We start from the raw sequence: 14,775 nt of genomic DNA on the forward strand, positions 1-14,775 counted from the left end.
AATAACAGGTATGACTAAAAATGTCCTACCTGTTTACTTTTATTTAATTTTAGCGAATGCCTAGCGCTATTTTTGCGTAGCGTGACATACGATCCTTTGTCCAAGGTGGGTTCCAAACAAGGTTAACATTTGTATCCTTCACTTCCGGGATATCACTTAATGCCATTTGTACTTGCTCAGTTAAAATTCCAGCAAGTGGACAACCCATCGTTGTAAGTGTCATTGAAACGGTGCAAAGTCCATCATCATCCAATTCAACATCGTACACAAGACCAATGTTAACAATATCAATACCAAGCTCTGGGTCAATCACTTGTTCCAGTGCGCCCATAAGATTTTCTTTTAGTTGCTCATCCATGAAGTACATGCCTCCTTTTTGCCATTTTGTACATTCATTGTATCATATATGAGAATGATTTTCATTATAAGAATTTCTCGAAAAAACTAACTCCTTCAAGCATCCCTTCTACCGATACTTTATGTTTTGCATTGTCATCAATCACAAATTTAACATTATCTGCCAAACTCTCTTCTACAAGTGTTTGATAAAGTTTTTCACTATACGCAAAAGGCACCACATCGTCCTTTTTACCATGCCACAATAGTAGCGGGCGATCATTAATTTTTGTGAGATTTTGCGTTAAATCGTATTTTTGCAAAGCAAGTATTCGTTCATTCACATCATACGGAAAAGCCATTCCTTGTGCTGTAGCATACTTTGATAATTCTTTTGCAAAATCGACATAGTAGGCACTTCCCATCAAACTAACTGCCACTTTTATTTCATCATACTTACCTAGAAGGCCAAGCGATGTAATAGCCCCCATCGAAACACCACCAACACCAATACGACTAGCATCTGTTTTCCCAGCGTTTATTAATTCTTTCGTAATCAGCGGAAATTCATTGATATTTGCTTCAATAACATCCCAAAAATAAGTTGCTTGATCTTCTGGATTCGCATCCAAAAGCCGCTCTCCATGTAATTTAGCATCTGGCAAAATCACTCGAAATCCTCGTTGTGCTAGTAAATATCCATAATGCAGATACAACTCTTTTTGAGAAGTAAAACCATGATAGAAAATAATAGTCGGCAATATTTCATGTGTATTTTCACTGTTACTAATATGTAATACTGGAATATTCGCAATTTGTTCACTTTCAACATGAATCATTGTAGCGCCTCGTTTCTATAAGAATTATTAAGACTTGGTAAAGGACAGAATCATTTACAAAACAACAGTAAACGTCTATCATTGACTTGTGCCCTTATTTTAGCATGAAGGGCAGTTTTGAACTAAACATATGAATTAAAGGAGCAAACTATGTCTAAAAAATTAATCGTACTAGACCTTGATGGAACAACTCTTAGAGATGACTCAACCATCTCTTCCCATACGAAAAAAACTCTAGAAAAAGCTCGGATGGCAGGTCACGAAGTAATGATTGCTACAGGACGACCATACCGAATTAGCAATTTATATTATGAAGAACTCGAACTAACTACACCTATAGTAAACTTTAATGGCGCTGTCTATCATCACCCAAAGCTAACAACATTTGCTGATGGCTATCATCATGCAATTGATCTACAAGTTGTACGAGAATTACTTGATTTCACCAATGATTTTTCACTTGATAATATTGCAGCAGAAGTGCAGGATAGTGTCTTTTTAAAAGAACGAAATAATAGCATTCCTGAGACATTCCATTTAGGTACTGAAAATGTGGTTTTTGGAAATATTCGCGATACCATTCAGTCAGATGCTACTTCATTATTGTTTTTCGGTAAGCTAGACCAACTTGGCTTAATTAGCAAACATTTAGATGAGTCACTTGCCGATGTTATCTCACATCATACCTGGGGTGCATCCCAATGGCCAGCAGTCGAAATCATCAAATTCGGTATTCATAAAGCAATTGGCGTAAAAGCCGCCGCGAAAACACTTGGATTCGACCAAAAAGACATTATTGCATTTGGCGATGAAAATAACGACTTACAAATGCTAGATTATGCAGGGGTTGGTGTCGCAATGGGAAATGCGACTGATTCTGTCAAAAATGTGGCTAATGTTATTACAGCATCCAATCAAGATGATGGGATAGCTGTATATTTGGAAGAAAACTTGAATTTATAATAGAAGTTTTCAAAAATGGCGTTACAAAAGTTAGAAACTCTAATTTTTTGTGACGCCATTTTTTTGTAGTTTTTTTACATCATTTTATTTTTGTACATCGCCATCGCTAGTTTTTGGTCAGCTTCTGAACGAAAATCTCCAAACACACTTGACGTTTCCATTACATTAATAAATGCCTTCGAATCAAACTCCCCAACAATATGCGTGATATCATACAATTCATATCGAGTAATGACCATGATTAACATTGATACATCTTCTTTAGAATAACCACCCATCGCATCTACAACCGTTATACCACGTACCATATTATCATGGATTGCTTGAATAACAGTGTCAGCATGTTGTGTCATAATCATTACCGTCAGTTTTTGATGTCTTGTATGAATGATATCAATGACTCTACTTTGAACGTATAAAGAGATAAGCGTATAAAGTGCAAATGTCCAATCATAGGCAAAACCTGCTACAATAATAATTACACCATTTAGCAGTAAAAAATACTTTCCAAATGAGCGCCCAGTCTTAATCGTAATGTACATCGCAACAATATCCAGTCCACCTGTAGAAATACCAAACTTCAAAGCTAAACCAATTCCGACAGATGCTATTAATGCTCCAAAAATTGCGTTAAGCAAAATATCATTTGACACCTGTACTTCTGGTATAACAATTAAGAAAAAAGACATAAATGCAACTGTTAAAAAACTAAAAACCGTAAATGATTTTCCTACTTTTAACCAGCCTAAAATTGCAACTGGAATATTTAACAATAGAACAAGTAGCCCTGTTGATATAGAAATATTCATTGAATCTCGCAACATATCCGAACCTAATTGCGCAACCCCATTTAATCCAGCCGCATATACTTGTGCTGGTATTAAAAAGAAGTTCATGCCAATCGCATTTAAAAGTGCTGCTATGATGGCTATAGCAGTTTTTTTAGCATACTCTTTATATACTATATTTGAACTCATTTTCTTCTCTCCTTTTTTTGCCCTCACATAACATACCAACTTTCTGGAGAAAAGAGAAGTCTTTTTGTTTAATTTTTTTATTTTTAATTAAATAATGGATAACCACCTGATAAATAGAACCCTAATGATACTGTAAGAACAACCACGATAACAAAAATCATTAAAAACATTCCTGTTGGCTTTTGTTGTTTTCGATAACTAAGTAACATCTCGACAACCCCAATAACAATAATTCCCATTAAAATTTTAAATATCGCTAAAATCCAACTTTGTTCTATGCTGTATTGAACCATCATAATTCCACTTAAAATAACTAAAATATAAAAAACTCGATTAATCATTTGTATGATTGTAAAGCTTTTGGTTGATTTTGGATAGATGACCAAAGCCACTATCGTCAGTATTACAATTGCTACCCAAGAAATTAAATGAATATATCCCCACATCTGAATCTCCGCCTCTCTCCTTTAAGATTTTCTTACTTTATTTCGCAATGTACCAATTCGATTAATTGTGATTTCAACCATATCTCCTTCTTTTAGAAAACTAGGAGGCTTCATACCACTTCCAACACCACTTGGCGTTCCAGTTGCTATTATATCACCGGGAAGCAGCGTATGTCCTTTTGATAAACTAGAAATAATTTCGGCTAAACTAAAAATAAATTTCTCTGTAGAATCAGATTGCCTTATTTCATCATTTACTTTTGTTTCAATGTGGAAAGTTATATCTTCTTTCGTATCATAAGTTAATACACAAGGACCCATAGGACAGCTTGCATCTAAGCTTTTCCCTAGATAAAATTGTTTATGTCTCTTCTGAATATCTCTAGCGGTAATATCATTAATGATTGTAAATCCAAAGATAGCAGATAAAGCTTCATCTTCTGATACATCTCTGATTTCTTTGCCAATTATTACTGCAAGCTCTCCTTCATAATCAAGTTGACTCGTTATATTTTGATGTAATTCTATTTCACCATTATGGGGTAATAAACTATTTTTACTTTTTGTAAATACTAATATATCATCTGGAACATCTTCTTTTGTCCCCATTTCTAATACATGTTTATAATAGTTTTTGCCAACTGCCATTATATTGTTTGGTGGTAATAACGGAATTTGAATTTCTACTTGCTCGATGGAAATCCTTTCTTTAGTAGCATTTATATCCTGAATAGCTGGTCTTTTTTTTATAAAATCAAGTAACGTTTTAGGGGGATTTACTAAAATAGCTTGTACTGGAACAATTTCATTTTCATCTGTTAAAACGCCATAATTAGCTTGCCCCTTATAATGATAGCTTATCCATTTCATTTAAAAACCTTCCTTTGTGTTTATTTGGCACATATGTTGTCCATCAAAAAAGTATAAATATGCTTGAGATACTTGTTTTCCACTTATTGCTTGGATAGCTTCTGCATAAAGTTTGATTTGTATTTGATAGCGTTCTTTCATTACTTTTTCAGCCACTTCCCAGTTAGCATATCTTCCTGTTATTTTATCTGTTTTATAATCGATTAAGATGATTGAATCCTCTTGTTCAATCATACTATCAACAACACCTTGGATAAGAACATGTTCATCAATATTCGCTTCTTTGTATAGTTTAACTACAGGTAGCAAATAACTAAAAGGAACTTCACGCTTCACATAATCTTTTTCCTTAAGTACTTTTTCACCTAATTCTGATTCAAAGAAACCAATAATTTGTTCTATATTGATAGCCTTGACTTGCGCTTCTGTCAGAATATCTTTTTCTCTCATTGATTGTAAAAGGCGCTTCACATCTTCCTCACTAGGTTTAGCTTCTAAGGAGACTGCCTGCATTAATGTATGCATGGCTGTGCCTATTTCGGTTGCGGATAATTTGTTTTGTTGTAAAAATTTAGGTCGATCTAGTGATACTTTTTGGAAGTCTTTTAAAAGAGTCGTATCACTCCAACTGTCTTGCAAAGTAAATTGTCGTTTTAATTCCGTTACAGACTGTTTGGCGCGAATTTCAGTTGCGGCTTCGTCTTTATACCGATAGTTCATAAATCGCTCAATTTCGTCCTTATACGGGCTTTGAACTGGTACTGGTTGATGAGACCTCACATTTTCGAGCCAATTGCCTTGTTTACTTTCTGTTATTTCACTGGATAGAAACATGTCTTTCATCTTAATTTCTATTTGGAGCAACATATTAGTTGGAAGAGGTTCAATGATTTCTTCGCATAATAGCTCTTTAAAACTAGGGTGGCGAATTAATGTGTGTCCAATCCAATCTAAATAGCATTTTGCTTTAGCCCTTATCGCTGCAGGTAAAATGGTCTTTTTTTCTTTTCCAACTTGCAACCATAGCTTGCTTGTTTTTTCAAAATCAGGAACCGTAGCAGCTAAAATTAGTTTTTCTTCTGCACGAGTGAGCGCTACATATAAAACACGCATTTCTTCTGCAATCATTTCACGCATTTTCTTTTGTTTCATTGCTTGCTGCATAATAGTTGGATATACAACCATTTTTTCTACATCTCTGTAGGCAGATGCAAAGCCATAATCTTTATCTAATAATCTTTTACTATAAATATCTCGCATATTAAATTTTCTACTTAAGCCTGAGACTATTACCACAGGAAATTCTAGTCCTTTGCTTGCATGAATTGTCATCATTCGAACAACATCTTCTTTTTCGCCTAAAGTTTTAGCAGTACCAAGATCATCACCACGAATTTCTAAACGCTCTACAAATCGGACAAATCGAAATAGACCTCGGAATGAAGTTTTTTCATACTGATTAGCTCTATCATATAAAGCTCTCAAATTCGCTTGACGTTGCTTACCACCTGGTAAACCACCAACAAATTCATAAAAATTGGTTTCTTGATAGATTTGCCAAATTAATGAAGTCAGATTCTCACGAATAGATAGTTCACGCCAGTTATTTAATTGATCAATAAACGCACTAATTTTATCTGCTGCTTCCGAAATAACAGTATCTTTAAAAGCTAACATTGCATCAAAGAAATAACCTTTTTTCTTTGCCATCCGAGTTTGTCCTAGTTCTTCTTCTGTTAAGCCAATAATCGGTGACCTTAATACGGCCGCTAGCGGAATATCTTGGTAAGGATTATCAATAACTTTCAAAAGCGCAATCATTGTAGCCACTTCTGTTGTTTCAAAATAACCAGAATTATTATTTGCGTAAAATGGAATGTCTTGAATCTTCATTGCTTCCTCAATATCCGGTGCACCAGTCATTGCTCGTGCTAAAATAACAATATCCCGATATTGAATCGGTCTATTTTGTTGCATTTTTTTATCATAAATCGGGAACTTATTATCTATCATTTCTCTTACTTTCAGCGCAATTGCTCTAGCTTCTACTTGATTTTTCTGGAGTTCTTGTGGTGATAATGCGTCATCTTCCACTTCTTTTTCTTCTGCTTTCATATCAATTAACAACAGCTCTGTCGCCATATCTTTAGACTCTGGAAAATGGGCACCTAATGTTAATTCGGCAGCATTATCATAATCAATTTCCGCTACTTTTTTGTCCATTAACTGATGGAAAATAAAGTTCGTAACATCTAACACTTCTTTCCTACTCCTGAAATTACGGGATAAATCTATCCGTATCCCTCCACCTGATCCATCTTGTTGATATGCTTGATATTTTGTCATAAATAAAGTGGGTTCTGCTAAACGAAAGCGATAAATAGATTGTTTTACATCACCAACCATAAACAAGTTCCCTTGTGCTCCACTCATTGTGCTCACCAACATTAAGATGGTTTCTTGCACCATATTTGTATCTTGATATTCATCAATAAGCACTTCTTTAAATTGTTTTTGATAGCTCTTTGCAACTTCAGAAGGAACACCATCTTTTTGTAAAATTTTTAAAGCCAAGTGTTCTAAATCATTAAAATCTAAGACACCTCGTTTTTGTTTTTCTTCAAAAAAGTTTTGTGCAAATTTTTTCACTAATTCACTTAAAGTTTTAATATCTGGTTTCATTTTTTCTAAATCAGTTAAATAATTAACTTCCATTCTGGAAAACCAGTCAACTAAAATATTTTTGATTTCTTTTTTTGCTGCATCCCGATACTTTTTCGTTTGTTCAACATATTCCTCATCGTAATCACTTTTATTTTTAAGGGTAGGTATCCTCTTAAAATCAACATTTTCGATACTTAGTTTTACGTTTTCCCAACTATCCCAATTCATTTGAGTCAACATACTAAATTGCTCTAAATCTCCTTCTAACGTGCTAAGATATGGCTCTGGTCCGCCAATTTCACTTGCATAATCTATTGCAGTTAATAAGTTGTTTTTAGCTTGGCCAATTCGAAGCTCAATATCTTCTTTAATTATTGGGAAGTAGGGTAGTTCGGTGATAGATGTGATATTTTTCGCATCATATAATTCCACCATTTTTTCTAGCCATATATCTGGAGTAGGGTTAGCTCTTGAAAAATCATACAGTTTGGATATTAGCATATGCAATTCGTTATCAGTTCTGTCTCCTGTAAACGAGTCTACTAGATGGAAGAATGCATCATTATTTTTAGTACCATAAGCTTTTTCTAAAAGGTCTTCAAGCACTTCATCTCTAATCATACTGCTCTCAATGGGTTCAATTAAACGAAAATTAGGATCAATATCTGCTTCAAAATAATGTTTTCGAATGACTTCTAGACAAAATGAATGAAGTGTTGAAATAGATGCATAATTTAGTAGTGCCACTTGTTTTTTCAAATGCTCTGAATCCGGATTTTGGGTAAGTGCTTCTTCTAAAGCTTTACCAATTCTAAATTTCATCTCTGCTGCGGATGCATTTGTAAATGTTACTATCAACAATTCATCCACATTCCAGTTGGTTGTTTCATCAATCAGTTTTTCAATAATTCTTGTAACAAGGACGGCTGTTTTCCCAGAGCCCGCAGCAGCAGCTACTAAAATGTTCTGCCCATCTGCTTGAATAGCTTTCCATTGATCGTCTGTCCATGTTGAATCATTCGGCTTGTCAGGTATATTTAGACTCATGCTACTGCGTTCCTCCTTCTATATCCATTTTCTTTAATATAGTTTCTGTCTTCTCATTTGTTAAATGTCTATATTGATTACTTGTTAATGACGGGTCAAAACTACAAAATGAACGAAATCCACAAAATTGACAAGGTGTTCTTTCTTTTAATTTATATGGATTGATTGAAACTGAACCATCCAAAATTTTATTGCCAGCTTCTTGATATTTATTGCGTACAAATTGACGCATCTTGTCAAAATCACTTCTTGTTGCAGTTCTTGATCTAGCACTAAGTTCTCCGTTTTGCTTAATCTCAGCTGGGATAATAGTTGATGATTTTCCTTTTTCAAGCGTTGTATCCATTAAAGAAACCGCAACTGGGTCAGAGAGAATTAATCCTTTCATTTTAGAACTTTTTTGTATTTCTTTAGCAAGCTGATCTTCCGTTAATTCTTTGTCCGATTCAACAAACTGATTATGCATATGGAAATAAAGCACCCCAGCTGGTTCTGCTTCTTTCCCAAGCATTTTCTGTGCGTTCATTACCACAATATCTAAATATGTGAGCATCTGTAACGCCAGTCCATAATAAACTTCTGTAAGTGCTAAATCATGTGAGCTTGATTTATAATCGATGATACGTAAAAAAGTACGATTATCTTGCTCTGCCACATCAATCCTGTCAATTCGACCTTGTAAAAGTAGCTCACTATTTGATTGTAATGGTATTTTTAATGGTGGAATATCACCTTTTAATCCAAAATCAACCTCTAATCCAACTGGTCTAAAGGCACTACTTTTTGCCTGCTCATTTAAAACGGTTGTTGCTCTCGTGATTATTTGGAGTAATTTGTATTGGATATATTCCATTCGCTTAGAGCTAAGTAAAATTTCATGTTGAATTTTAGGTGCTAAAAATGTCATTGCAAGTTTTGCCAAGTGCTTACAATCTTCTACCTTTAAACTTCCCCAGTCCATATTATTACGTTTCAATTCAGCTGATATCCATTCCATTGCCGCATGAAAAATTTCTCCCATATCTACAGCTTGAAGTTGGAAATGAGCTCGTTCTTCTAATTTTAAGCCATATTGAGCAAAATGCTGAAATTCACAACTAAAAAACTTCTCCATTCTAGAGACGCTTGCATGGATACTATCTCCAAATAAACCTTTTGCAGTCGTTTCTTGCAATGATGCCGTTTTATTTTCATAATATAAACTTGATAATACTTGTTTTGCAGTTGTAGATTCCTTCTTGTCCTTAAAATAACTATTGTATGCATCCCACCAAACATTTGAAATGGGATAGCCACGTTTATACATTTGTAGTTGGCTTGTAAGCAATCCTAATGCGGCTTGTTTCGATCGAATATAACTGCTTTGTTCTTCATCATTTAATAAACTTGGATCTGTTAAATATACAGCTTCACTCAAGTTTTTAAGTTGTCCCTTTATTTTGCGAAGATAATTAGATTCGCTTAATACTTTTCCTTCCTCGTCAGCTGCCGGATAGCTAAGAAACAACTTATCACTTGGCAAACTAATTACTTTATAAGCTAATAAATCTTCCTCCCCAATATTATTTTTAGCGGATGGTTTTAAATTACTATTTTGTTCTCTCAAAAAATCCCTATCTTGATCCGACAGAATTCCTTTGTCTTTTTGACGAAGAGGCATCACACCATCATTCATTCCAATTGCAAAAATAACTTTCATATCTAGCAACATAGCATTTTCCATATCAGATAAAACTACTTGATCTAGTGCTGGTGGTAATAGTGAAAATTCTAGGGCATCAAGTCCTGTAACAACTATTTCTATAAAGCTTGGTAAGTCAAGAGATTCTTCTCCCAAAACCTCGACAAACTCATCCAAAAGTGATGAAACAGAATTCCACGCTTGTTCATGTTCTCGCGCAAGTTCCAAATAACCACTAGCTTCTGCCACTCTTCTCCATGCCTCTAAATGCTCTACAACTTGGACTTGCTCTATATAATGGTATAGTGCTAATGCAAATTCTTGTCCTGTTTTCGCTTTAGTTAAATTTACTTCTAATGTTGAAAGTGGTATTAAAATACGATTTCGCATCTCATTAATAATATTTTGTGTGCTTAACTCTTCATCTGTTTGAGGCAAAACGTTGGTAGAAAGGCCCCGAATTTTCCGATAAACCCAGTCACCTTCTTTTTCCCATTTCCATTTATTTTGAATTCCATTTTCGAGTACATAGTTTTCCAGAATATCTGATTTTCGGCGCATATCTGCTGCATCTTCCGTAACATCAAAGAAGAATTCTGTTTTTACTGCTTGGAAAATCGGCTCATATTTCCAATTAAACTGGATTGCATCTAGGCTGGAGCGAATAAATTCAATAAATGGGTGTTTAGCCATCACACGCTTCTTATCTATAAATATAGGAATATCATACGATTGCATTACTGTTTCAGCTAAAACATCATAGTCTTCTAGATTTCTGGTTAAAATTGCAATATCTTTATACCTGAAACCATTTGAGGTGAGCTTCCGAATTTCACGAGCGATTCCTTCTAATTCAGATCGTCTATTATTAGCTTGATGGATGTTTAAATTGGTTACTTTTCCTTCAAAAACCGCAAATTTATTTTGACCCCAAGTATTAGCTAAAAACTCTAGCGAAGGCGTCCTAGCTCGCTTATTTTCACTCAGCAACTTAGCTTCTTCCACATCAATATTATTTAATTTAGCTATCTCTAATAAAGCAAGATACATTTCTGTACTCGCTTTAAACATACTGTACTCTTCCAACCCTTCTCGAATATTAGGGACATTCAATGTAAGTGAAACAGTCACTTTATCGCATTTTTTCATTAATTTTTCTATAACAGCCAATTCCTGCTTAGAAAATGAATTAAATCCATCAATAATTATTTCTGTATTATTTAAATACTCACTCTCCATAATTTTTTCAGCTAAAAGTCGCAAGTAATCTTCATTTTCAAGAAATTTACCAGCTAAGAGCTCTTCATATTTTTGGTAGATAAGTGAAATATCATGCACTTTATTTGTTATACTCGTTGGTAATGTTCTTGCGCTATCTTCTAAATCATGCATTGAAATTTTTTCTTGCTTCATTTCTTTAAATAAATTGGCCAGCTCTGAATAAAAACCTTTTCTAGAAGTGGCTTTGGAGAAAACTTTTAACTCTTCTTTTTTTTCCAAAGCAGCTTTTCGAATAACCATTTCAATACCAGTCTTACTAAGAAAAGTTTTAGATAATCCACCTGTTTCTTGAAGGATTTTCCACGCTAGCCTACTAAAACTAAAAATTTGTGTTCCCATCATTCCCGCGAGATTTTCTTTATTTAAAAAATTGGTTTCCATTTGAAAAGTCATTTGATCCGGAACAATAAATATATATGTTTTCGAATTTTTTCTTATTTTTGCTCCAACTTCATTCATTAGATATGTTGTTTTACCTGTTCCTGATCTTCCTGCAATTATTTGAAATGTCATACCCTCACCACCGAACATATGTTTTTATTTAGTTTACCACATTTACGCTATCTGTACAGAACTTTTTTCAAAGGATTTTTTCTATGAAAATTTAAAAAACAGCTCAAAAAAACTAAGATAGCACTACTATCTTAGTTTTTCATATATTCTACTCAAAAGCCAGCATTTCCTGTTGGATTTTATTCATTTTTTCTGTAAGTTGGATGAATTTCGCTTCGTTCCTATTATCGAGAGCTTTATCAATTTCAGCTCTAAGTTGTTCTAATTTTCTCTCTTCTAGGAGCATCGTCAGGAAGCATTCAATAAAAACATTTGTTAATTCTTTTTCCCCTTTAAGGACGCCCACCTGATTCATCAATGAATTAGAAAAATCACGCATTTCCACGACTACCACTCCTTCACTTATATTTATTACAATTAAAAAACTGTAATATGGCAAGAAAAAACAGAAAACAGCTAAAAAATACAACTTTACGAAAATCTAATGACTTGTAAATTACCATGTGCTATAATGACAAAAAATAAACTCATAACTAACTTTGATGCTTAGTTGTTACTTAAAATTATTATTTTTGATGGTAATTTTAGGTTTCTTCTTAGACATAAATACAAACATAGGAGAGTTGAATGAAATGAAAAAAGAACCAATTAGTACTCAGTTTTATGAAGTAAACCCGCACACGATGATTATTTTTCCGAAAAAATCAGGAAGTACAGTCTATTCAGAAATTTATGAAGTTGATTCATACTATACTTCTAAATTTACCCCTTTTGAGCTAATTAAAACCAGTTGTAATTTTTTCGGTTCTAGCTATGATGGACGGAGAATAAACGAGATACTAATCCATAATAATAAACAACCTGCCAAATAGGAGGTTGTTTATTATTTATCGAATTTTTACTAATAAGTTACCTTAATATTTCTTCATTGTATACAAATAGCTTTGATTAGCTATTAGCAATTTGATTACCAGTCTTGTGATAAAGTGTCTTTTTATTTTTTGATTATTCGTATTCAATATAGATTTTACTCAAACGATTATTTTCTAAAAATGAAATAATCGCTTGAACTACTTCTTCTAAATCATCTTTCATTGAAGTCTGATTAATTTTGTTAATATCAAAACGTTTTAATTGATCAATAGTAAGAGAATTATCTTTTATCAACCATGGTGAATCATCATACCATCCTTCATGATTAAAGTATTCTTTCACAATTCCCTCTTTTTCTACATTACAATCTAATAAGTTATCTAAAATAGTCTCGAAATAACCGTTCCAAATTACAAGTTTATTACCATCAGCAACAAAGGTAAGCTCTGCTTCGCCCTCAAAACCTTCATAAAACCTACTATCAATCATTTAATTCATTCCTTCCAATGACCCTTATCTAAAATTTTTATTTGTTCTGGAGTAGCATTTCCTGCTTTTCTGGCATTTATAGCATCATACCATTTATATCCTTCTATCCACTCATTATCACCAATTTTAAAGAAAGTTTGTGGCTTGTTCCCTCCATTTCCAGGTACTGTTCTTTGAACAACCCATGTATTACCTTGTTCTATAGGTGCTCCTGGAGTTCTTGTATGCCATCTAACTTCATACTTAAATTGACCATCATTCCACTTATAAGTAATTTGTTCATAGCCAGCATTCATTGTTTTGGCATTGATTTTTGCGCTGTCAGGAATACCTATAGGTGCTGTTTGTTTATATTGATTAGCAATTTTAAGTTTTTCTGCTTCGGATAACGTAGAAAGTTTCGGAACATCAGCCCCACTAGCTTTCTTCGTACTCTTTTCAACATCCTTCACCTTGTCTGCTTTTTTATGGAGCTTATTTAGGTCTTCTACGCCTTCTGTTACAAATTTAAACCCTTTGGCCCCATATTTTCCTATCTTAGCAAGTGGAATGATAAATAACAAGGACAGCCCCCGTTCGCCCCACGATAGCTTGTCTCCGGTTATCGGGTCTTCTCCCGTCACCACTCTAGCACCGTCTCCGAGCGGTGTAAAGAGGTCGGCTATTTCTTTCATTGCTTTCACTGGGTCAAAGTCTTTTGCTTCAGCTTTCATTGCTTCTGCTTGGGCTAGTATTTTCCCTAATCCACCATCTTTTCCTGCCCATTTATCATGTTTTACGGTGAATTGAATATCGTCTTGGGTCAGTGTACGGCCATCTTTGGACCACGCCCATATGTATGTCCCGTTCCCTAAGTCTATTCGTGTATAGGTTCGGCCCGTCGTGTCTGGTTCTTCTTGTGCCTCTTTTTTCTGTTGAAAAGCTCGAATGGTATTGGTCCACCCTAGTTTTTCTTGACTTGGAATCATAAAGGTACCCGATGTTGGATTCCATGCGGTCTTTGTTTGAGCCAAGCCTTGATCAATCGCCTGTTTCAAACTCGCGATTTCGGAAAAAATACTGGGCGAACTTGCGTGAAAGGCGATTAATTTTTGAAGTTTCTCTTCTAATTCTTGTTTGCTTGTCTGATAGGCTTCCAATAGGGCTTGATTAAGTTGCAACTGCATGTGCTGATCTGTTTCGGATAACGGGGATTCCCTCACTTGATTCTCAAGGTCATTCGCTTGGTGGATGAGTTCATTGACTCGTCGTATTTGTTCTTCCAGTTCGGACTGTTTGAGATCCCCACTGTCTACTTCACTTTGATAACGTTCTGGGAATTTTTTAACAGCTGCTTCGGTCGCTTCGGTTAATAAAATCCCTCCCTGCACAAGGGGGTAAAGCACGGTGCTGTAATAAGCTTTGGCCGAGTCATATGCTTGTCCTTTTAAAGACGGCTCTAAGGTAAACTGACTAATCGCTTGTTGGAGTGCTTCATAACCCTCTAAATGTTGTTGGCAAACTTGGCTCGTACTCGTCGCTTGGGCTTTGGATTTTGATACATGCATATCGATACTCATTGTTTTTCCTCCCGTTCCATGTATTCGCATCCTCTCTTCTTTTGTTAGGAGTCCATTCTCCTGTTCTTATTATATCATTCACAAATGGAAATACTAGAAAAAACATGGAGCAAAAAAACTAAATATGTATTTGAACTTTTGTATTCTCTATGCAATAATAAACATGTAGATATTGTCAGTTATCTACATATTAATATTTTCGTTTATCTCTCTTTCTGCTTGATACTATTTCCTTCA

The 14,775-nt window shown here is 34.5% G+C and carries 11 protein-coding genes and 1 pseudogene; 2 read left to right on the forward strand and 10 right to left on the reverse strand.

All coding sequences use genetic code 11. The annotated features are described in order from the left end of the window. Positions 1-49: 49 nt before the first annotated feature. Both HCJ50_RS04855 and yjfP read right to left on the reverse strand, forming a co-directional pair. Positions 50-358, reverse strand: a complete 309-nt coding sequence (locus HCJ50_RS04855; protein WP_003720638.1) for a metal-sulfur cluster assembly factor — start codon at positions 356-358, stop codon at positions 50-52. A gap of 64 nt (positions 359-422) precedes the next feature. After that, complete coding sequence (gene yjfP / locus HCJ50_RS04860) at positions 423-1,175, reverse strand: esterase (protein WP_185346615.1); 753 nt, start codon at positions 1,173-1,175, stop codon at positions 423-425. Between the two features lie 150 nt (positions 1,176-1,325). Between yjfP and HCJ50_RS04865 the strand changes: the two genes are divergently transcribed. Beyond that, positions 1,326-2,138, forward strand: coding sequence for a Cof-type HAD-IIB family hydrolase (locus tag HCJ50_RS04865; RefSeq protein WP_185346613.1), 813 nt, complete (start codon positions 1,326-1,328; stop codon positions 2,136-2,138). Between the two features lie 74 nt (positions 2,139-2,212). On the opposite strand, the gene HCJ50_RS04870 is transcribed toward HCJ50_RS04865, so the two are convergent. The 6 genes and pseudogenes from HCJ50_RS04870 to HCJ50_RS04895 all read right to left on the reverse strand — a co-directional run bounded on the left by HCJ50_RS04870 (position 2,213) and on the right by HCJ50_RS04895 (position 12,120). After that, on the reverse strand, positions 2,213-3,115 hold the full coding sequence (locus HCJ50_RS04870) for a YitT family protein (protein WP_185346611.1): 903 nt from the start codon (positions 3,113-3,115) through the stop codon (positions 2,213-2,215). Between the two features lie 83 nt (positions 3,116-3,198). Continuing rightward, positions 3,199-3,561, reverse strand: a complete 363-nt coding sequence (locus HCJ50_RS04875) for a YisL family protein (protein ID WP_185346609.1) — start codon at positions 3,559-3,561, stop codon at positions 3,199-3,201. 21 nt (positions 3,562-3,582) lie between these two features. Continuing rightward, a complete protein-coding gene (locus tag HCJ50_RS04880) occupies positions 3,583-4,431 on the reverse strand; it encodes a fumarylacetoacetate hydrolase family protein (protein ID WP_185346607.1) in 849 nt (282 codons plus the stop codon). Then, positions 4,432-8,142: a helicase-exonuclease AddAB subunit AddA gene (gene addA / locus HCJ50_RS04885; RefSeq protein ID WP_185346604.1), complete on the reverse strand. Its 3,711-nt coding sequence runs from the start codon at positions 8,140-8,142 to the stop codon at positions 4,432-4,434. Position 8,143: 1 nt separating this feature from the next. Further along, positions 8,144-11,617, reverse strand: a complete 3,474-nt coding sequence (gene addB, locus HCJ50_RS04890) for a helicase-exonuclease AddAB subunit AddB (protein WP_185346602.1) — start codon at positions 11,615-11,617, stop codon at positions 8,144-8,146. A gap of 148 nt (positions 11,618-11,765) precedes the next feature. Next, a pseudogene (locus HCJ50_RS04895) lies at positions 11,766-12,120 on the reverse strand (IDEAL domain-containing protein). Between the two features lie 129 nt (positions 12,121-12,249). Here HCJ50_RS04895 and HCJ50_RS04900 point away from each other — a divergent pair. Beyond that, the gene (locus tag HCJ50_RS04900; RefSeq protein WP_187127466.1) at positions 12,250-12,489 is read left to right on the forward strand and encodes a competence protein ComK; all 240 of its coding nucleotides are present in this window, start codon (positions 12,250-12,252) and stop codon (positions 12,487-12,489) included. Positions 12,490-12,622: 133 nt separating this feature from the next. Here the strand turns inward: HCJ50_RS04900 and HCJ50_RS04905 are convergent, their stop codons facing one another. Beyond that, positions 12,623-12,979 carry a hypothetical protein gene (locus tag HCJ50_RS04905; protein ID WP_185338408.1) on the reverse strand — a complete coding sequence of 119 codons (357 nt, stop codon included), beginning with the start codon at positions 12,977-12,979 and terminating at the stop codon, positions 12,623-12,625. A 5-nt stretch (positions 12,980-12,984) separates the two neighbouring features. Then, the gene (locus HCJ50_RS15635; protein ID WP_222713050.1) at positions 12,985-14,538 is read right to left on the reverse strand and encodes a T7SS effector LXG polymorphic toxin; all 1,554 of its coding nucleotides are present in this window, start codon (positions 14,536-14,538) and stop codon (positions 12,985-12,987) included. Positions 14,539-14,775: the final 237 nt, after the last annotated feature.

The organism is Listeria immobilis, from assembly GCF_014322765.1.
GTDB classification, from domain to species: Bacteria; Bacillota; Bacilli; order Lactobacillales; family Listeriaceae; genus Listeria; species Listeria immobilis.

Coding starts and splice junctions, on each gene's coding strand:
- HCJ50_RS04855 (WP_003720638.1), bottom strand. CDS start 358: ATGGATGAGCAACTAAAAGAAAATCTTATGGGCGCACTGGAACAAGTG.
- yjfP (WP_185346615.1), bottom strand. CDS start 1,175: ATGATTCATGTTGAAAGTGAACAAATTGCGAATATTCCAGTATTACAT.
- HCJ50_RS04865 (WP_185346613.1), top strand. CDS start 1,326: ATGTCTAAAAAATTAATCGTACTAGACCTTGATGGAACAACTCTTAGA.
- HCJ50_RS04870 (WP_185346611.1), bottom strand. CDS start 3,115: ATGAGTTCAAATATAGTATATAAAGAGTATGCTAAAAAAACTGCTATA.
- HCJ50_RS04875 (WP_185346609.1), bottom strand. CDS start 3,561: ATGTGGGGATATATTCATTTAATTTCTTGGGTAGCAATTGTAATACTG.
- HCJ50_RS04880 (WP_185346607.1), bottom strand. CDS start 4,431: ATGAAATGGATAAGCTATCATTATAAGGGGCAAGCTAATTATGGCGTT.
- addA (WP_185346604.1), bottom strand. CDS start 8,142: ATGAGTCTAAATATACCTGACAAGCCGAATGATTCAACATGGACAGAC.
- addB (WP_185346602.1), bottom strand. CDS start 11,617: ATGACATTTCAAATAATTGCAGGAAGATCAGGAACAGGTAAAACAACA.
- HCJ50_RS04900 (WP_187127466.1), top strand. CDS start 12,250: ATGAAAAAAGAACCAATTAGTACTCAGTTTTATGAAGTAAACCCGCAC.
- HCJ50_RS04905 (WP_185338408.1), bottom strand. CDS start 12,979: ATGATTGATAGTAGGTTTTATGAAGGTTTTGAGGGCGAAGCAGAGCTT.
- HCJ50_RS15635 (WP_222713050.1), bottom strand. CDS start 14,538: ATGAGTATCGATATGCATGTATCAAAATCCAAAGCCCAAGCGACGAGT.